Origin of the sequence: Streptomyces sp. NBC_00554, assembly GCF_041431135.1 — a bacterium.
Lineage (GTDB): Bacteria > Actinomycetota > Actinomycetes > Streptomycetales > Streptomycetaceae > Streptomyces.
The window spans coordinates 4134277-4151639 of sequence record NZ_CP107799.1 but is presented as its reverse complement, the minus strand read 5'-3'; the positions used below and the strand labels follow the sequence as shown (position 1 = coordinate 4151639).

At 69.3% G+C, this 17363-nt stretch carries 18 protein-coding genes, 3 tRNA genes and 1 pseudogene; 18 read left to right on the top strand and 4 right to left on the bottom strand.

The features are described from left to right. The first annotated feature begins 4 nt into the window (after window positions 1–4). The 6 genes from OG266_RS17930 (at window position 5) to OG266_RS17905 (ending at window position 6389) form a co-directional block, all read left to right on the top strand. Window positions 5–1582 (top strand): NADH-quinone oxidoreductase subunit M, encoded by a 1578-nt coding sequence (locus OG266_RS17930; protein WP_371546801.1) that lies wholly within the window; start codon window positions 5–7, stop codon window positions 1580–1582. After that, window positions 1579–3093, top strand: coding sequence for an NADH-quinone oxidoreductase subunit N (locus tag OG266_RS17925; RefSeq protein WP_371546799.1), 1515 nt, complete (start codon window positions 1579–1581; stop codon window positions 3091–3093). The genes OG266_RS17930 and OG266_RS17925 overlap by 4 nt, the downstream gene beginning before the upstream one ends. A 182-nt stretch (window positions 3094–3275) precedes the next feature. Beyond that, window positions 3276–4139, top strand: coding sequence for a zinc metalloprotease HtpX (gene htpX, locus OG266_RS17920; RefSeq protein ID WP_266456232.1), 864 nt, complete (start codon window positions 3276–3278; stop codon window positions 4137–4139). Next, the gene (locus tag OG266_RS17915; RefSeq protein WP_266456229.1) at window positions 4136–4528 is read left to right on the top strand and encodes a YccF domain-containing protein; all 393 of its coding nucleotides are present in this window, start codon (window positions 4136–4138) and stop codon (window positions 4526–4528) included. Before htpX ends, OG266_RS17915 begins: the two co-directional genes overlap by 4 nt. Window positions 4529–4544: 16 nt before the next feature. Next, window positions 4545–5702, top strand: a complete 1158-nt coding sequence (locus tag OG266_RS17910; RefSeq protein WP_371546797.1) for a barstar family protein — start codon at window positions 4545–4547, stop codon at window positions 5700–5702. A gap of 120 nt (window positions 5703–5822) precedes the next feature. Beyond that, on the top strand, window positions 5823–6389 hold the full coding sequence (locus OG266_RS17905; RefSeq protein ID WP_371546794.1) for an SMI1/KNR4 family protein: 567 nt from the start codon (window positions 5823–5825) through the stop codon (window positions 6387–6389). Window positions 6390–6584: 195 nt separating this feature from the next. On the opposite strand, the gene OG266_RS17900 is transcribed toward OG266_RS17905, so the two are convergent. Next, on the bottom strand, window positions 6585–7892 hold the full coding sequence (locus OG266_RS17900) for an APC family permease (RefSeq protein WP_371546793.1): 1308 nt from the start codon (window positions 7890–7892) through the stop codon (window positions 6585–6587). A 208-nt stretch (window positions 7893–8100) separates the two neighbouring features. On the opposite strand from OG266_RS17900, the gene OG266_RS17895 reads away from it, so the two are divergent. Continuing rightward, window positions 8101–8367 carry a GlsB/YeaQ/YmgE family stress response membrane protein gene (locus OG266_RS17895; RefSeq protein WP_266456218.1) on the top strand — a complete coding sequence of 89 codons (267 nt, stop codon included), beginning with the start codon at window positions 8101–8103 and terminating at the stop codon, window positions 8365–8367. A gap of 154 nt (window positions 8368–8521) precedes the next feature. Here the strand turns inward: OG266_RS17895 and OG266_RS17890 are convergent, their stop codons facing one another. Continuing rightward, window positions 8522–9010, bottom strand: a complete 489-nt coding sequence (locus OG266_RS17890) for a YajQ family cyclic di-GMP-binding protein (protein ID WP_266456145.1) — start codon at window positions 9008–9010, stop codon at window positions 8522–8524. A 200-nt stretch (window positions 9011–9210) separates the two neighbouring features. Between OG266_RS17890 and OG266_RS17885 the strand changes: the two genes are divergently transcribed. From OG266_RS17885 to OG266_RS17875, 3 genes and pseudogenes are all read left to right on the top strand, one after another. After that, window positions 9211–9292, top strand: a tRNA-Tyr gene (locus OG266_RS17885). Window positions 9293–9393: 101 nt separating this feature from the next. Next, window positions 9394–9606 (top strand): hypothetical protein, encoded by a 213-nt coding sequence (locus tag OG266_RS17880; protein WP_329546010.1) that lies wholly within the window; start codon window positions 9394–9396, stop codon window positions 9604–9606. Between the two features lie 24 nt (window positions 9607–9630). Beyond that, window positions 9631–9741: pseudogene (locus OG266_RS17875) on the top strand (dioxygenase); the annotation flags it as partial. On the opposite strand, the gene OG266_RS17870 reads toward OG266_RS17875, so the two are convergent. Beyond that, window positions 9738–10394, bottom strand: coding sequence for an SDR family oxidoreductase (locus tag OG266_RS17870; RefSeq protein WP_266456139.1), 657 nt, complete (start codon window positions 10392–10394; stop codon window positions 9738–9740). The pseudogene OG266_RS17875 and the gene OG266_RS17870 overlap by 4 nt on opposite strands. Before the next feature lie 173 nt (window positions 10395–10567). On the opposite strand from OG266_RS17870, the gene OG266_RS17865 reads away from it, so the two are divergent. Further along, window positions 10568–11551, top strand: a complete 984-nt coding sequence (locus tag OG266_RS17865) for a hypothetical protein (RefSeq protein WP_371546790.1) — start codon at window positions 10568–10570, stop codon at window positions 11549–11551. A 165-nt stretch (window positions 11552–11716) separates the two neighbouring features. On the opposite strand, the gene OG266_RS17860 is transcribed toward OG266_RS17865, so the two are convergent. Continuing rightward, window positions 11717–12967, bottom strand: coding sequence for an amidohydrolase family protein (locus tag OG266_RS17860; protein WP_371552841.1), 1251 nt, complete (start codon window positions 12965–12967; stop codon window positions 11717–11719). A gap of 364 nt (window positions 12968–13331) precedes the next feature. On the opposite strand from OG266_RS17860, the gene OG266_RS17855 reads away from it, so the two are divergent. From OG266_RS17855 to OG266_RS17825, 7 genes are all read left to right on the top strand, one after another. After that, window positions 13332–13404: transfer RNA gene (locus OG266_RS17855), tRNA-Thr, on the top strand. A gap of 46 nt (window positions 13405–13450) precedes the next feature. Next, window positions 13451–13523 (top strand) — tRNA-Met (locus tag OG266_RS17850). A gap of 91 nt (window positions 13524–13614) precedes the next feature. Continuing rightward, complete coding sequence (gene rpmG / locus OG266_RS17845) at window positions 13615–13779, top strand: 50S ribosomal protein L33 (RefSeq protein ID WP_004571794.1); 165 nt, start codon at window positions 13615–13617, stop codon at window positions 13777–13779. Between the two features lie 133 nt (window positions 13780–13912). After that, window positions 13913–14359: a MaoC family dehydratase N-terminal domain-containing protein gene (locus OG266_RS17840; RefSeq protein WP_266456114.1), complete on the top strand. Its 447-nt coding sequence runs from the start codon at window positions 13913–13915 to the stop codon at window positions 14357–14359. Window positions 14360–14361: 2 nt separating this feature from the next. Continuing rightward, complete coding sequence (locus OG266_RS17835; protein ID WP_371546789.1) at window positions 14362–14790, top strand: MaoC family dehydratase; 429 nt, start codon at window positions 14362–14364, stop codon at window positions 14788–14790. 115 nt (window positions 14791–14905) lie between these two features. After that, the gene (locus tag OG266_RS17830; RefSeq protein WP_266456108.1) at window positions 14906–15505 is read left to right on the top strand and encodes a TetR/AcrR family transcriptional regulator; all 600 of its coding nucleotides are present in this window, start codon (window positions 14906–14908) and stop codon (window positions 15503–15505) included. A 125-nt stretch (window positions 15506–15630) separates the two neighbouring features. Continuing rightward, entirely contained in the window at window positions 15631–17070 is a 1440-nt protein-coding gene (locus OG266_RS17825; RefSeq protein WP_371546786.1) for an MFS transporter, read from the top strand. The last annotated feature ends 293 nt before the right edge of the window (window positions 17071–17363 follow it).

Below are 17363 nucleotides of genomic sequence, written 5' to 3'. Positions count from 1 at the left end.
AGGCGTGATCGATATCAGTGAATCCGTGATGCAGATCCTTCTGGCATTCATCGTCGTCGGCCCGCTCATCGGCGCGGCGGCGGCTCTTCTGCCGGCCCCGCCCGGGCTGAAGGGGAAGTCGCCCGAGCAGGCCGTGCTGCGGCACGGCGTGACCGTCACCGGCGCGGTCCTCATCGCCGCGATCGTCCTCGTAGTCGGCTTCGACCACGACCACCCGTCGAGGATGCAGGCCACGACGGACATCAGCTGGATCCCCGCACTCGACGTGCGGATCCACCTCGGCATCGACGGCATTTCCCTCCCCCTTCTGGTCCTTACCGCGCTGCTGACCTTCCTCTGCGCGCTGTACAGCTACTTCAAGATGCCCGCGGGCCCGACCCCGAAGGCATTCGTCGCACTCGTCCTCGTCCTCGAGTCCGGCACCCTCGCCACCTTCGCCGTCCTCGATCTCCTGCTGTTCTTCCTCGCGTTCGAGATGGTCCTCATCCCGATGTACTTCCTCATCGCCCGCTGGGGCGGTGAGCAACGGACCCAGGCCGCTTGGAAGTTCATCCTCTACACACTGCTCGGCTCCGTCGTCATGCTGCTGGGCCTGCTCCTGATCGGAATCAAGTCCGGCACATTCGACATGGTGGCACTCGCCACTGACAACGGCCGGTCGCTGACCACATCCGTGCAGGTCATCGCCGTTTTGGCGATCGGGATCGGGCTCGCGGTCAAGACGCCGATGTGGCCGCTGCACAGCTGGCTGCCGGACGCCCACACCGCCGCGCCCACCGTCGGCTCGGTCCTGCTGGCCGGCGTCCTGCTGAAGATGGGTACGTACGGGTTCGTCCGCATTCTGCTGCCGATCGCACCCGAGGGCATGCGCACCTTCGCCCCGTACCTCGCCGCCTTCGCCGTGGTCGGAATCATCTACGGATCCCTGGCCTGCCTCGCCCTCGCCAAACAGGGCGCGAAGGGCGATCTCAAGCGGCTCATCGCGTACTCGTCGGTCGGCCACATGGGCTTCGTACTGCTCGGCATCGCGACAATGACGCCGACCGGTGTGAACGGCGCGCTGTTCGCCAACATCGCCCACGGCCTCATCACCGGCCTTCTCTTCTTCCTGGTCGGCGCGCTCAAGGACCGCACGGGCACCACCGACCTCGACGCCCTCGCCGAGGAGACGGGCGCCGCCCTCTACGGCAAAGCCCCCCGCTTCGGCGGCCTCCTCGCCTTCGCGGCGGTCGCCTCCCTCGGGCTTCCGGGCCTCGCCGGATTCTGGGGCGAGATGCTGGCGCTGTTCGGCGCGTTCAATCCCGCCGATGACCTCAGCCGCCCCGCGTTCCTGACGTTCATGGCGATCGCCGCCTTCGGCACACTGCTCACCGCCGCGTACATGCTCGTCGTCGTACGCCGCGTCTGCATGGGCGCCGCCCCGCGGCCCGACAGCCCGAAGCTCGCCGACGTCCAGAGCTACGAGTTCGCGGCCTGGGCGCCGCTGGTCGCCCTCACCGTCGTCGCCGGACTCTGGCCCAAGGCCCTCCTCGGCCTGACCGACCCGGCCGTACAGCAGCTCCTCGCAGGAGGCACCCGATGAGCGCCCTGGCCGCCCAGTCCGTGGTCCAGTCCGTCGACTGGCTCGCGATCGCGCCGCCCACCATCGCCGCGGTCGTGGGGCTCGTCGTGCTCGTGGCCGACCTCTTCCTCGGCGACTCCAAGAAGGCGCTGCTCGGCTGGCTGTCGGTCGCGGGACTCGCCGCGTCCGCGCTCATGCTGCTGCCCCTCCTGGACGGTGACCGTGCCACCTTCTGCCTGACCGGTGACGCGGACGTCTGCAGCTACACGGCCGACCGCTTCACACTCGTCATCCAGCTCCTGGTCCTCGGCGGCGCGCTCCTTACGGCACTGCTCTCGGTCACGGCCCTCAAGGACTCCAACAAGGAACTCCCCGAAGGGGAGTACTGGTTCCTGCTGCTCTCCTCCGCCGCGGGCGCCGCCCTGCTCCCCGCCTCGCGCGACCTGGCGACCCTCATCGTCGCCCTGGAAGTCGCCTCCCTGCCCGCCTTCGCCCTGGTCGGCATCAAGCGCGGCGACAGGAAGTCCTCCGAAGCGGCCCTGAAGTTCTTCCTGTCCTCAGTCACCGCGACCGCCGTGAGCCTGATGGGCGTCAGCTTCGTCTACGCCACGACCGGCACCCTCTACCTCACCGAGATCGCGGACAAGATCCAGCAGGTCGACGGACAGTTCCACACGCTCGCGCAGGCGGGCGTCGCCCTCACCCTCATCGGCTTCGCCTTCAAGACGGCCGCCGTGCCCTTCCACTTCTGGGTGCCCGACACCTACGTAGGGGCGCCTTTGCCGATCGCCGCCTACTTGTCGGTCGTCGGCAAGGCGGTCGGCTTCTCCGGGCTGATCCTCGTCACCGTCGTCGCCTTCCCGTCGTACGCGGACGTCTGGGGCCCGGCGCTCGCCGCACTGGCAGCCCTCACCATGACGGTCGGCAACGTCGGCGCCCTGAGGCAGCAGTCCACGCGCGCGTACAGCGCGGTACGGCTGCTCGCCTGGTCATCCGTCGGCCAGGCCGGCTACCTCCTGGTGCCGATCGCGGCCGCCGCCTACTCCAAGGACGCCGAAAGGGCCATCGGCTCCACCGTCGCGTACGCCCTGATGTACGCCTCCGTGAACCTCGGCGCCTTCGCGGTGGCCGCCCTCGTCGCCCGTACGAGCCCCCTGAACCGCATCAGCGACTACCGGGGCCTGTACGCGGCGAGCCCCCTGTCGGCGCTGCTCCTCGGCTTCTTCCTGCTCTGCCTCGCGGGCCTGCCGCCGGGCATCATCGGCCTCTTCGCCAAGGTCACCGTCTTCTCGGCGGCCGTCGATGCCGGCCTCGGCTGGCTCGCCGTCGTCATGGCGGTCAACGTGGTGATCGCGCTCTTCTACTACCTCCAGTGGACGACGCTGCTGTTCCGCGCCCCCGAGGGTGAACCCGGCAAACACCGCGTCCCGGCCCCGCTCACGGCGGCGATCGCCCTGACGGCCGTCCTCGGCATCGCCCTCTCAGGAGCACCCCAGTTGGCCCTGCGCTTCTCGGCGACAGGCCTTTTCTGACACCTACTGAGGCACACGCGCGCGTGGACCGTCACCCGGACGGCCCACCCCCGCAGGTGCGCGCACAAGGGAACTAGTGCCTCTCGTCTGGCGTTGACCAGTACGGGAGGGTCCACTGAAGAGTGGAAGCAGAGCATCAGTAGGCAAAGGGTTCCCCTGCCGCACCACTTGGAGGGCGTACCGTGCACCGCCGGCACAACGGGCTCAGGACCGCCGTACTCCTCGGGGGACTGTCCGCACTCATCATCGTCATCGGCAGCTTCTTCGGGCGTACCGGCCTCATCATCGCGCTGTTCATCGCGATCGGCACGAACGCGTACGCGTACTGGAACAGCGACAAACTGGCTCTACGCGCGATGCGCGCGCGCCCGGTGAGCGAATTCGAGGCCCCGGCGCTGTACCGCATGGTCCGCGACCTCTCCACGCAGGCCCGCCAGCCCATGCCGCGCCTGTACATCTCCCCGACGGAGGCGCCGAACGCGTTCGCGACGGGCCGCAACCCGCGCAACGCGGCCGTGTGCTGCACCGAAGGCATCCTGCGCATCCTCGACGAGCGCGAGTTGCGCGGGGTCATCGGCCACGAACTGAGCCACGTCTACAACCGGGACATCCTGATCTCGTCGGTCGCCGGAGCCCTCGCCTCCGTGATCATGTTCCTGGTCAACTTCGCCTGGCTGATCCCGATCGGCCGCTCGAACGATGATGACGGACCCGGCATTCTGGGCATGCTGCTGGTTATGATCCTGGGCCCGCTCGCCGCGTCCCTCATCCAGCTCGCCATCAGCCGCTCCAGGGAGTACGAGGCGGACGCGTCCGGCGCCGCGCTCACCGGTGACCCCCTCGCCCTCGCCAGCGCCCTGCGCAAGCTCGACGCGGGCACCAAACAGCTGCCGCTGCCCCCCGAGCCGCGCATCGAGACCGCAAGCCACATGATGATCGCGAACCCCTTCCGCCCCGGACAGGGCATGTCGAAGATGTTCTCCACGCACCCGCCCATGGCGGAGCGCATCGCCCGGCTCGAGAAGATGGCAGGTCGACACCAGTGAAGACAATCCTGAACGTCATTTGGCTCATCCTGAGCGGCTTCTGGCTGTTCCTCGGGTATCTGTTCGCGGGCTTGCTGCTGTGCATCACGATCATCGGCATCCCGTTCGGTATCGCCGCGTTCCGCATCGCCGTCTACGCCTTGTGGCCCTTCGGCTATACGACGGTGGAGAAACCCGACGCGGGCGCACCGTCCTGCATCGGCAACGTTCTGTGGCTGGTGCTCGCGGGCTGGTGGCTCGCCCTCGCCCACATCGTCACCGGCATCGCCCTGTGCCTCACGATCATCGGCATCCCGTTCGGTATCGCCAACTTCAAGCTCATTCCCGTCTCGCTGCTCCCCTTCGGACGCGAAATCGTGCGCACCGACCAGCCGTTCGCGACGCGCTGACGGGGTGGCCCCGGGGGTGGAGCCGCCGAAGTACCTACTGCTGTCCTACGACGCCGAAGCCGAGTTCAAGGGCGAGGACGGGTACGAGGAGACATGGGCGTCGTGCGCGGACGCCGAGGGTCTCTTCGGTGATCCACCCCGTCCCGCGCGAGGGACGTACGAGCTGCTCGGCTGCGCCCTGGAGGGCGAGCTGAGCACCGCCCTCACGCGCGCGCGTGCCGAGGGTTCGGCGCCGCTCGGTCTTCTCACCCTGGAAGTCCTGGACAAGACAGGCGAGTTCGTCGTCGAGTGGGAGCTGGACGACGCGCGTGTCATCGACGACCGCCCGTGCGCGCGTGACCTGTCACTCCGCGACATCACCGTGGAGGCGTCGGAGTCGATCGACAACGCGTCCGACTATCCGCACTGCCCACCGCTCTCCCCGGGCTACCGGCTGTCCGGCGCGGAGAACCACCCCTGGGGCACCTGCAAGGACCTGGCACACGTCCGCCACGAAACGCTCGAACCGCTGGAGCCGGCACTGCGGCTGCTCGGCTGCTCCCCGAGCGGAGCCCTGCGCGCGGCGCTGGACGCGGGCGAGGAGGACCTGGGGCACGCCAAGGTGCTGCGCCTCGACGCGCACGGCCGCACCGTCCAGCCGGCCGTCGAGGGCGAACTCACCGCGTGGATCCCGTCGGCACGCGGCCGAGGCCTGGTCGACCTCACCCTCGAACCCTGGTCGGAAAGGCCGCCGACCGCGGCCCCCGAGGTCTGGGACCTGTGGTGGGACGGACGACCGTCCGAGCCCAACCTCTGGGCTCAATGCGGTGCCGAAGGCCGCGAGTTCTGGCTCCGCACCGCTCTCACGAACCGCGCACATGGCGAGCCGGACAGACCGCCCGGCACCACCTACCACCTCGACGGCCGCCACATCACCGATGAGCGGGGCTTCTTCTGCGCGATCGGTGAAGCGGTGAACGGGCCAGGCGGATACTTCGGCTGGGCCCTCGGCGCCCTGAACGACTGCCTCCGCGGACGCTGGGGCGCCGAGGGGCCCTTCATTCTCGTCTGGCACGACGCGGACGTCGCCCGCACCTGCCTCGGCGTCACCCCGCATACCGGCTACCGCCCCGCGACCTTCGAGGAACTGCTCGACTTCCTCGCCGAAAGACGCATCGACGTCCGTCTCGCCTGACGGCACGAGAGGGCACCTGACGGCACGGGACAGTGTCGGACGGCACCGGACAGTGTCGGACGGTGCCGAGGGTTATCCACAGGCTGCCCGATTGTCAGTGCTGCGCTGCATCATGAACCCATGACCGAAATCGAGCAGTTGCTGGAGAAAGTGGCGGAAGAGGCCCGCAACACCCGCCCATGGGGCTGGCCTTCGCTGCCGGAGCCCGTGGACACGGCCGCACTCTCCCGCGCCGAAGCCACCCTCGGCTTCCCGCTGCCCGCGCTGCTCGCCGCGCTCTATGTGCGTATAGGGGACGGCGGATTCGGCCCCGAGTACGGTCTGCTGCCTCTGCTCGAAGGCTCTGCGTCCGGTGAACCTGCCGCCGTGCCGCAGTACCTCGCGAATAGAAAGAGCGGCCGCAAGGACCCCGACTGGCCGTGGCCCGAGGGCGTACTGCCGATATCCCACTGGGGCTGCGGAATGTACGCGTGCGTGGACTGCCAGAGCTTGGACGGCACGGTCCTGTTCTTCGAACCGAACGCGGACGAGGCCGACCACGCCTGGTACGTGGACGCACCCGACCTCGCGACCTGGCTGCGCACATGGCTGGACCGCACCGGTTGGTACGAGGAGTCCCACGACGATACGGACATGGCCCCTTGGCCCGAATTCCGCATACGCACGGCGGCGCCACGGGCCTCATAGCCGTTCGCGGAGCTACGGGCGGCCACGTGCCGTCGCCGTCTCCCGCGGCGTCTTCGGCCACCGCCTCCGGCGGCCGTCTTCCGCAGCGGTCTCCCGCTGGAGGCGACCGCACCTCCGTCAGCCGGGCCCGTACGCCCCACCCCCACACCACCCGCGCCCACCGCAACGCAGCGCCTCCGTCCCAGCCCGCGGCCGCTACTGCGAAGCGGCTGCCCACCGCCGTACGCCGTACGCCGCCGCCCCCACCGTCAGCACAGCCGCCCCCAACACCACCGAGACCCCCGGCAGCGCGAACGCCAACGTGACGCACCCGATGAGCCCCACCACCGGCGCGACGCGCGACACGGGAGCCGAACTCAACGTCCAGGCCGAGGCGTTCGCCACCGCGTAGTACGCCAGCACGCCGAAGGAGGAGAAGCCGATCGCGCCCCGCACATCCACCGTCGCGGCCAGCACGGCGACCACCGCGCCCACGGCCAGCTCCGCCCGGTGCGGCACCTGGAAGCGCGGATGTACGGCGGCCAGGGCGCCCGGCAGATGACGGTCGCGGGCCATGGCCAGCGTCGTCCGCGAAACGCCCAGGATCAGGGCGAGGAGTGAGCCGAGCGCGGCCACGGCCGCACCCACCCGCACCACCGGCACGAGCCCCGGCACCCCGGCCGCACGCACCGCGTCGGCCAGTGGCGCCGAGGCGTCCCCGAGCCCACCCGGCCCCAGCACGGAAAGGACAGCCACCGCCACTGCCGCGTACACCACGAGCGCGATGCCCAGAGCCAACGGGATCGCGCGCGGGATGGTGCGCGCAGGATCCCGTACCTCCTCACCGAGCGTCGCGATCCGCGCGTACCCGGCGAACGCGAAGAACAGCAGCCCAGCCGCCTGAAGCACCCCGCCCGCCCCGGCGGAGAGCCCGACGTCCAGCCGCCCGGCGTCGGAGGCGCCCGAGCCGAGGCACACGACGACCACGGAAGTGAGGACCGCGAGGACCACTGCCACGATCGCCCGCGTCAGCCAGGCCGACTTCTGTACGCCGCCGTAGTTCACCGCGGTCAGGGCCACCACGGCCGCGACCGCCACCACGTGCGCCTGCTCCGGCCAGACGTACGCGCCCACGGTGAGCGCCATCGCCGCACAGGAGGCCGTCTTGCCGACGACGAACGACCAGCCCGCCAGGTACCCCCAGAAGTCCCCGAGCCGCTCGCGCCCGTACACGTAGGTGCCGCCCGAGGCGGGATACAGGGCGGCGAGCCGTGCCGAGGACATCGCGTTGCAGTAGGCGACCACGGCGGCGACCGCGAGCCCGAGCAAAAGCCCGGACCCGGCGGCGTGTGCTGCGGGGCCCAGCGCCGCGAAGATCCCGGCACCGACCATCGACCCGAGACCGATGACCACCGCGTCCCCGACCCCGAGCGTCCGCCGCAGCTCCGCCCCGCCCTGCGAGCCGCCGCCCTCCTGCCCGCCTGAACCTCGCCCACCGGGCTGTGCCGCACCGGACTGTGTCATGTGCCGCACCCTACTGATCAGTGCAACCGAGCAGCGCCAACGAGGCGTCCTCCCCACCAACAACCCACGAACACAAGCGCGACCAGCGGTTTGAAGGTCTTCAAGCTCCTTCAATCTCCTTCAAGTCATCACGGCATCAAGGCATGAGCACAGCCTGGCCGGAGCAGGTGCACAGCGCAGGCACAGTGCGGAGAGGCAGGTTCAGGGCATGGGCATCATCAGCTGGATCATTCTGGGGCTGTTGGCCGGAGCCATCGCCAAATTCCTGCTGCCGGGCCGCGACCCGGGCGGCTTCATCGGAACGACCGTCATCGGTGTCGCGGGCGCCTTCATAGGCGGATGGGTATCCGCGCGCTGGCTGGACCACCCGATCACCAAGCAGTTCTACGACGGTGCCACCTGGGCCGCGGCGATCGGTGGGTCGCTCGTCCTGCTGGTCCTCTACCGCATCCTGTTCGGCGACTCGCGCCGCTGAGCGCATACCCCCGAGGCCGCGGCCAGCAGGCGAGAAGGGTGGGCACCCCAGGATCCCGGGTGCTCACCCTTCCTCGTACGCGCAACGACCGACCACTGCCGCCGGATGACGAGGCAGCCGCTGCCGCTGGTTGGCGCAGCAAGGGCAGCATGGGCTACCGGTAGTTCACGAACTGCAGGGCGAAGTCGAAGTCCTTGCCCTTGAGAAGCGCCTGAACGGCCTGCAGGTCGTCACGGCTCTTGGAGCTGACGCGCAGTTCCTCGCCCTGCACCTGAGCCTTCACGCCCTTCGGGCCCTCGTCGCGAATGATCTTCGCGACCTTCTTCGCGTTGTCCTGGGAGATGCCCTCCTCGATCGACGCGAAGATCTTGTACTCCTTGCCGGAGAGCTGCGGCTCACCGGCGTCCAGCGTCTTCAGCGAGATACCGCGCTTGATCAGCTTGGTCTCGAACACATCGAGGATGGCCTTGACCCGCTCCTCGGAGTTCGCCTCCATGAGGATCTTCTCGCCGGACCAGGAAATGGAGGCGCCGACGTTCTTGAAGTCGTAGCGCTGCGAGATCTCCTTGGCGGTCTGGTTGAGGGCGTTGTCGACTTCCTGCCGCTCGACCTTCGAGACGATGTCGAAACTGGAGTCGGCCATGTCCTGTGGCTCCTTGTATCGGGGTGCGTAGGGGCGGCCGTCGAGCCCGGCGTGGTCCCCGGCCGCATCCGCATAAGCCTAGCCACCCCCTACCCCCCGAGCGCAGATCAATCGGGTGGCGAAGCACCCCCGGTCATCAGGTATCGTTTACGTCGTTGCCACAGAGCACCGCCAAAACGGTCCTCACGGCAGCAAACCCTGGCGGTGTGCCCGAGCGGCCAAAGGGAGCAGACTGTAAATCTGCCGGCTTCGCCTTCCGTGGTTCGAATCCACGCGCCGCCACATGAGGGAAACCCCCTCCGAACTGCGATCAAGCAGTTCGGAGGGGGTTTCTTCGTGTTCGGGGCCGGGGGAATCGTCGGTTGCTCGGGCACACTGATCCCATGTCGTCGCGTCGCAGGAACTGCCCCGAGTGCCGTCGGGAGATTGCCGTCGTCGCGGGGCGGTTCGCTCGGCATGATCCGCCGGGCGCGCGGGGTAGCGGGGAGCTGGTCTCGTGCCCGGGATCGCGCAGGCAGGCGCCACTCGGAGCGGCTCAGCCGGCGCTGGACGGGTACGCCGTTCCCGAGTTCCCCGGTCAGATTCCGTTGTTCTGACCGGCGTTTGTTCCGACCGGTGCTCCGACCGGTGCTCCGACCGGTGCTCCGACCGGTGCTCCGACCGGTGCTCCGACCGGTCTTCTGACGCAGGCCCGCAGCGCCTGGCTCCGCGCCCCTGGCCCCCCGCCCTAGTTCCCCGCCACCGACTTCACCGCCACCGAAACCGGCGTAGAACCGCTGATCAATTCCAGCGTCAGGCCGGCCGTCGCAGGGGTGTCGACCATTTCCGCGAGGACCGCGGCGACGTCGTCGCGGGGGATCGTGCCGCGGCCGGTGGAGGCCTCCAGGCGTACAAGGCCGGTGCCGGCGTCGTCGATCAGGCCGCCGGGGCGCAGGATCGTCCAGTCCAGGGCCGTACGACCGCGTACGTACTCGTCGGCCTCGCCCTTGGCGCGCAGATAGGCGTCGAAGATGTCGTCGCCCGGGTGTGCCGGGTCCGCGCCCATGGAGGAGACGACGATGTGACGGCGTACGCCGGCGCGTTCCGCCGCGTCCGCGAACAGCACGGCGGCGCCCCGGTCCACGGTGCTCTTGCGGTCCACGCCGCTGCCCGGGCCCGCGCCCGCCGCGAAGACGGCCGCGTCCGCGCCCTGCAGATGTGCGGCGACCTCCTCCACCGTGGCGGACTCCAGGTCGCACAGGACGGGCTCGGCGCCAGCTGTCCGCAGGTCGTCGCCCTGTTCGGCGCGGCGGATGATCCCCGCGACCTCGTCACCGCGCGCGGCGAGCAGGCGCTCCAGCCGCAGCGCGATCTGACCATGACCTCCAGCGATAACAATGCGCATGTTTCCGACCGTACGCCCGGATGGACGCGTTCGCCGCACAACCCTGTGGATGACTCACGGGTCACATGAGTGATCACTGTGAACGAGGGGATGTCGTGCGTGCCGTGCGGCGTCGTTAGGAGAACACCATCACCGCCATACGCAAGACCGTCATCGCCGCCGGCTGCTCCGCCGTGCTGCTCGCCACCGCGGCCGCCTGCGGCACGGTTCAGAATCTCACCGCAGGTCAGAAGGTCGACCAGGCCGTCGACCGGCTCGGCGAACAGAAGTCGCTCGCCTTCGAGTTGGACCTGGACGCCGACTCCGACGCGCTCACGGCGCTGGCCGGCGAAGCGGGTTCCGAGGAGGACCTGCCGCCGGAGTTCGCGAAACTCCTCGCGGGACTGCGCGTCGAGGTCTCCGTCAAGTCCAAGAAGCCGCTGGCTGATTCGGGTGAGAAAGATCTCGTCGGTATGAGTGCCAGGGTCGAGGGCCCCGAAGGCGTCCTGGTCGAGTACCGGGTCGTCGGCGACTTCACGTACTACCGCGCCGACTTCAAGGCGATGGGCGAGACCATGGGCGTTCCCATGCCTACGGCCGATCAGATCCCGGAGAGCGAGAAGGAGTTCAGGAAGGTACTTGAGGGCGAGTGGGTCAAGATCGACACCAGCGCTCTGGAGAAGGCCCAGAAGTCTGAGTCCTCCTCGGGCGGCGCCGACGGGATCGACGCCAAGACTCAGCAGAAGATCATCGATGCCGTACGTGGTGTCATCGCCCACGAGGTCACCTTCAGCGCCAAGGACGGCAGCGACGGCACCGAACACGTCATCGCCCAGGGCAACTTCCGTGATCTGCTCACAGGAATCCTCGACAAGCTCGGACCGTTGGAGGGAGACCTCCCGCCGGGCGCCGAACTCCCCACGGCCAAGGACCTCAAGGACGCTCCGAACAAGAAGGTCGCGGTCGACTTCACGCTGAAGAACGGCGACCTGACCCAGGTCGAGGTCGACCTCGCCGTCCTCGCCGACGCCCCGAAGGGCACCCAGCTGCCGCTGGTCCTGAAGTTCACCGACGCGGGCGACGTCAGCGCGCCGTCAGGTGCCACGGAGATCCCCACGGACATGGTGCCCGGAGACAGCCTCTTCTCCGGTGGCTTGTTGGGCGGCGGCGAGTTCTGAGTTCCCGGTGCGCCGACCGGCGAGCGCGCCGGTTGTCGCCGGGCACGCGCGCGTGGATGCAAATAGCCCTCCACGCGCGCGTGCGCTCACACAAGCCAGCCACGCGCGCGTGCCCTCACAAAAGCCGGGCCCCGTCCCGTCCGACCCCGTCCCGCCCGCCCCCGTTCAAGACGGCTCCCCCCGCCCCTGCCGGGGCAGATCCAGTCCCGTAGCCGCCGAGTTGCAGTACTCCCGCACCGCGCTGGTCCGCGCCACCACGCGCCCCCGGTGCACCACGATGCGGCTGTACGCCAGTGACAGCACCCCCGCGAGCCGGTCCCCGCGTACGGCGAGCAACTCGGCCGGAAATCCCGCCTCCACGCGTACCTCGGGCAGCCCGAGGGCGGCCCGGGCGACGGAACTCACGGCGTCGTACGCGTCCTCGGGGCGCAGCCCGTGCCGCGAGGCCAGCAGATACGCGGCCTCCAGCGGGTCGCCGCGGCCCACCGGGTTCGCTACGTCGCGCAGGGCGCCGCTGCCCGCGGCGACCCGTACGCCGGCCGCCCGCAACAGCCGTACCGGAGCGGTTCCGCGCCGGTCCACGGCCCCGCACCCGCCCTGCGGCAGGCAGACGACGGTCACCCCGGCCGCGGCGAGCTGGTCCGCCGCGCGGGAGGCGACCTCGGCGGGCAGCCGGCCGAGTCCGCCGCACGGGCCGAGCGTCACTCCGGGGCGCAGCCCGCCCGCCATCGCCGCGAGCCGCCCGAGCCGTGCGGGGTCGGCGGCGTCCGTGTGCAGGTCGACCGGGCAGCCGTGCTCGGAGGCGAGCTCCAGGACCGCCTCCACGTAACCCGTCGGATCGGGGTCGGCGTCCGGGCAACCGCCCACTACGGAGGCGCCCATTTTCACCGCGTCCCGCAGCATCGCGAGCCCGTCCGCCCCGGCGACACCGGTCAGCACCCGGGGCATTGCCACCGTCGTCAGCTCGGCGAGCCCCCGCAGTGACCGCCGCGCCTGGAGCACCGCGGCCAGCGCGTCGAGCCCCTGGACATCGCCGACGCGCACGTGTGAGCGCAACGCCGTGGCCCCGTGCCCTAGTTGCAGCAACGCGGCCTCAGTGGCCCGTCGCTGGACCTCCTCGGCGTCGTACGAGAGGGGGCCGTCGTCCTCCGCCGTCAGCGCCGTTTCGCCGTGGGCGTGCGGCTCGGCAGGGGCCGGCAGGAGGAGGTAGCCGCTCACATCGACGCGCGCGCCGTGGGCGCTGAGGCTCCCGGCGGTGCCGACCGCCTCGATGCGCCCGCCGCCCAGCCGTACGTCCACGGTCCGGCCGTCGGTGAGCCGTGCCCCGCACAGCAGGAGGGTGGCCGTGTCGGTCTGGCCCGACGGTCCCGACTGTCCCGACGAGGAGTGGGGCGGCTGCGGCTGGCTCTCGGGCATCTGACTGTCGGGCATCGCGCTCCTGGGGCTCGGGGGCGGCTGCGGGGCGGGGCGACTGCGGGGAGTGAAGACACAAGATCACACAGCGTGAGCCGAGCCTAGGGCGGCGACCTGTCCGCATCGGGGAGGAGCGCAATAGTCGTACTGGTGTGGTCCGTCGGGGAGAATCCCGGTCCTCCGCCGGGGAGCGGAGGCCGAGGACACGGAAGGCGCGATGGGGTTCGACCACGGGGTCACGGCTGTGGTTCGCGGTGCGTGAGAGGGCCGTGGGAACGCCCGGGAATCGGTGGGGAACAGGCCGGGGCGGTTGCCGCGAAACGGATTTGGGCGATCGGCGGCCGACCGTGTAATGTCTTCATCGCTCGCCCCAATAGCTCAGTCGGTAGAGCGTCTCCATGGTAAGGAGAAGGTCTACGGTTCGATTCCGTATTGGGGCTCTGGTGTGGGAGGTTCCCGTCGCAAGGCGGGAACCGATCGCATCTCAGCGGTGTAGCTCAGTCGGTAGAGCAAGCGGCTCATAATCGCTGTGTCACCGGTTCAAGTCCGGTCACCGCTACTGACAGTAGCCGATTGTGGGGTCGGTCCTTCGATCGGCTACTCTTTCATGCGTCAATAGTCCTACTTTCCGTTCGTCAAGGAGCACTCCTGTGGCTGCCACCGACGTCCGCCCCAAGATCACGCTGGCCTGCGTGGAGTGCAAGGAGCGGAACTACATCACCAAGAAGAACCGGCGTAACGACCCGGACCGACTGGAGATGAAGAAGCACTGCCCGCGTTGCAATGCGCACACTGCGCACCGCGAAACGCGATAAGTTTCAGGCTCGTACACGAGGCCGTCCCCTTCGCGGGGGGCGGCCTCGCGTCGTTGCATCTGCACATCTGTGCATCTGCCTTCGCCACACCCGCGTTCGATTCACCGGCTGAAAGCCAGGAGGTGCCGAGCCCATGGCGCTCGACCAGTCCTTCGTGGGGCGGTCCTACCCGCCCACCGACCCCTATGAGGTCGGGCGCGAGAAGATTCGCGAGTTCGCCGAGGCCGTGGGGGACACCCACCCGGCCTACACGGACCCGGAGGCCGCCAAGGCCCTCGGATACCCCGATGTGATCGCCCCGCCGACGTTCGTCTTCGCGATCTCCTTCAAGGCCGCGGGGCAGGTCATCGAGGATCCCCAACTGGGTCTCGACTACAGCCGCGTGGTGCACGGCGACCAGAAGTTCGCCTACAGCCGCCCGGTGCGCGCGGGGGACCGGCTCACGGTCACCTCGACCATCGAGGCGATCAAGTCCATGGCGGGCAACGACATCCTGGACATCCGCGGCGAGGTCCACGACGAAGCGGGCGAGCACGTGGTGACCGCGATCACCAAGCTCGTGGCGCGGGCGGAGGGCTGACCATGACGGCGAAGATCGCATACGACGACGTCGAGGTCGGCACCGAGCTGCCGGCCCAGTCCTTCCCCGTGACCCGGGCCACGGTGGTGCGGTACGCGGGTGCTTCCGGGGACTTCAACCCGATCCACTGGAACGAGAAGTTCGCGGTCGAGGTCGGCCTCCCCGACGTCATCGCCCACGGCATGTTCACCATGGCCGAGGCGATCCGCGTCGTCACGGACTGGGCCGGCGACCCGGGCGCGGTCGTCGAGTACGGCGTCCGCTTCACCAAGCCCGTCGTTGTCCCGAACGACGACAAGGGTGCGACCGTCGAGGTCAGCGCCAAGATCGGCGCCAAGCTCGACGACAACACCGTCCGCGTCGATCTCACCGCGACCAGCGCGGGCCAGAAGGTCCTGGGCATGTCACGAGCGGTTGTGCGACTGGCCTGAAGGTGTCGTGGGTGACCTAGGTGACTCAGGTAAGGGGCGTCCGCCATTGCGGACGCCCCTTACGCGTTGCGCCTACCTGTTGACGTAGTTAGTGATTGAGTACTAACTTACTTACATGGTCAGGATGAGCGCAGAAGAGAGGCGCGAGAGCGTCATCCGTGCGGCGATGAGCGAGTTCGCCCGCGGTGGCTACAGCGGCACCTCCACCGAGGCGATCGCCAAGCGTGTGGGTGTCTCACAGCCGTACCTCTTCCGGCTCTTCCCGGGCAAGAGGGCGATCTTCCTCGCGGCGGCCGAGCGCTGCATGGAGCTCTTCCGGCAGACGTTCGAGGAGGCCTCCAAGGGGCTGGAGGGCGAAGAGGCCCTGCACTCCATGGCCAACGCCTACACCCGGGTCATCGCGGAGGAGCCCGAGCGGCTGCTCATGCAGATGCAGACGTACGTGGCGGTGGCGGCGGCCGAGGAGGCCGGCGACCACGAACTCGGCGAGTTGGTACGGGACCGCTGGATGCGGCTCTGGGACGCCGCCCACATCCCGCTCGGGGCCGACGCGAACGAAACCACCACCTTCATGGCGTACGGAATGCTTATCAACTGCCTCGTGGCCATGGGTTTCCCGGCGGAGCACCGGGTCTGGGAAGGGCTCTACCCGTCGGCGCGGACCAAGGGGCGGCTCGAAGCCGATCCCCCTGAAGCCGCTCCTGGCGAAGGCTGAACAAGTAAGCCGGATGAAGAGGGCGGAGATCAGTGCCTCTTCATGCCCGTGAAAGTTAGTCAGCAATAACTAACCATCGTTGGTAACCGTCCAACCGTCCACAGTGATCACCCTCTGGGGGAGCGATGTCACAGCAGACAGCACGTCGCGGGGGAGCCGTCTGGGCCCTCGTCATCACCAGCGTCGCCGGATTCATGGCGGCCCTCGACAACCTCGTCGTCACCACTGCCCTGCCCTCCATCCGCGAGGACCTCGGGGGAGGGCTGGACGACCTGGAATGGACCGTGAGCGCGTACACGCTCACCTTCGCCGTGCTGCTGATGTTCGGCGCGGCTCTGGGCGACCGGTTCGGCCGCCGACGGCTCTTCCTCGTCGGGCTCACCGTCTTCACCGGTGCGTCCGCCGCCGCGGCCATGGCGCCCGGCATCGACTCGCTGATCGCCGCCCGCGCGGTCCAGGGCGTCGGCGCGGCGATCATGATGCCGCTGACACTGACCCTGCTGACGGCCGCGGTCCCGGCGGCCAAGCGCGGGATGGCGTTCGGGATCTGGGGTGCCGTCAACGGACTCGCGGTCGCCTCCGGGCCCCTCATCGGCGGCAGCCTCACCGAACACGTGTCCTGGCACTGGATCTTCTGGCTGAACGTTCCGCTGGGCATCGCCCTGCTGCCGCTCGCCCGGCTGCGCCTCTCCGAGTCGTACGGCACCGGCGCCCCGCTCGACATCACCGGCACCGTGCTCGCCAGCGGTGGTCTCTTCGGAGTCGTGTACGCCCTGATCCGCGGCAACATCGACGGCTGGAGCAGCGCCCCCGTACTCACCGGCCTGATCGGGGGCGGCTTGCTCCTCGCCGGCTTCGTATGGCACGGGATCCGTGCCAAGAACCCGATGCTGCCGATGCGGCTCTTCCGTAGCCGCGCCTTCTCCGCGATCAACACCGCCAGCCTGCTGATGTTCGTCGGGATGTTCGGCTCGATCTTCCTGCTGAGCCAGTTCCTGCAGGGTGTCCTCGGTTACTCGCCGACCGAGGCGGGCCTGCGGATGCTCCCGTGGACGGGCATGCCGATGATCGTCGCGCCCATCGCCGGGTATCTGTCGGACCGGATCGGCGGACGCCCGGTGGTCACTGTGGGCCTCGCACTGCAGGCCGTCGGGCTCGGCTGGTTCGCCCTGGTCGTCTCGCCCGAGGTGTCGTACGCGGCCCAGTTGCCCGCCCTGATCATCAGCGGCATCGGCATGGGCCTGTACTTCGCCCCGTCCGCCGCCCTGGTGATGTCCAGCGTCCTCCCGTCCGAGCAGGGCATCGCCTCCGGCGCCAACAACGCCCTCCGCGAGGTCGGCGGCGCACTCGGGATAGCGGTCCTAGCCTCGGTCTTCTCCGCCCAGGGCGGCTACGAGTCCGCGCAGCGCTTCGCCGACGGCCTCTCGCCCGCACTGTGGGTGGGCGCCGTGGTGGTCGGCGCGGGTGCGGTGGCCGCGGCGCTGCTGCCCGGCCGGCACCGGGTGACCGGGACTCCGGTGGCGGCCTCGGATCCGGCGCCCGCCCTGGAAACCGTCTCCTACTGAAGCTGCGGTTCTTCGCGCGGACGCCGAGCGAGGGACGCCAAGTTCCTCTCCTGGACGGCCATGGTCGACGAGCCGTCTCTTGACCGGGTGCAGGTGCTGCGGCGCTTCGACTGAGTCGCTCCTGATGTACGACACGGAAAGGCCCCGCGCGCTTGTGGCGGGGCCCTTTTCGCGCCCGCGCACCAGGAGAGCGCGTTCTGCGGCTGTGCACTGGATCTGCGCACCCCGCGCCCCGGCGCCGAGCGTGCACCTTTCCCGCCCGCGTGCACCGATGACCGGGCGCCCCCGCTCCT

Bases quoted from the DNA above. Each gene is read 5' to 3' on its own strand.
- OG266_RS17880 (WP_329546010.1), top strand. From the start codon at position 9,394: ATGTCGTCGCGTCGCAGGAACTGCCCCGAGTGCCGTCGGGAGATTGCC.
- OG266_RS17825 (WP_371546786.1), top strand. From the start codon at position 15,631: ATGTCACAGCAGACAGCACGTCGCGGGGGAGCCGTCTGGGCCCTCGTC.
- OG266_RS17870 (WP_266456139.1), bottom strand. From the start codon at position 10,394: ATGCGCATTGTTATCGCTGGAGGTCATGGTCAGATCGCGCTGCGGCTG.
- OG266_RS17905 (WP_371546794.1), top strand. From the start codon at position 5,823: ATGACCGAAATCGAGCAGTTGCTGGAGAAAGTGGCGGAAGAGGCCCGC.
- OG266_RS17830 (WP_266456108.1), top strand. From the start codon at position 14,906: ATGGTCAGGATGAGCGCAGAAGAGAGGCGCGAGAGCGTCATCCGTGCG.
- OG266_RS17860 (WP_371552841.1), bottom strand. From the start codon at position 12,967: ATGCCCGAGAGCCAGCCGCAGCCGCCCCACTCCTCGTCGGGACAGTCG.
- OG266_RS17890 (WP_266456145.1), bottom strand. From the start codon at position 9,010: ATGGCCGACTCCAGTTTCGACATCGTCTCGAAGGTCGAGCGGCAGGAA.
- OG266_RS17840 (WP_266456114.1), top strand. From the start codon at position 13,913: ATGGCGCTCGACCAGTCCTTCGTGGGGCGGTCCTACCCGCCCACCGAC.
- OG266_RS17900 (WP_371546793.1), bottom strand. From the start codon at position 7,892: ATGACACAGTCCGGTGCGGCACAGCCCGGTGGGCGAGGTTCAGGCGGG.
- OG266_RS17895 (WP_266456218.1), top strand. From the start codon at position 8,101: ATGGGCATCATCAGCTGGATCATTCTGGGGCTGTTGGCCGGAGCCATC.
- OG266_RS17835 (WP_371546789.1), top strand. From the start codon at position 14,362: ATGACGGCGAAGATCGCATACGACGACGTCGAGGTCGGCACCGAGCTG.
- OG266_RS17925 (WP_371546799.1), top strand. From the start codon at position 1,579: ATGAGCGCCCTGGCCGCCCAGTCCGTGGTCCAGTCCGTCGACTGGCTC.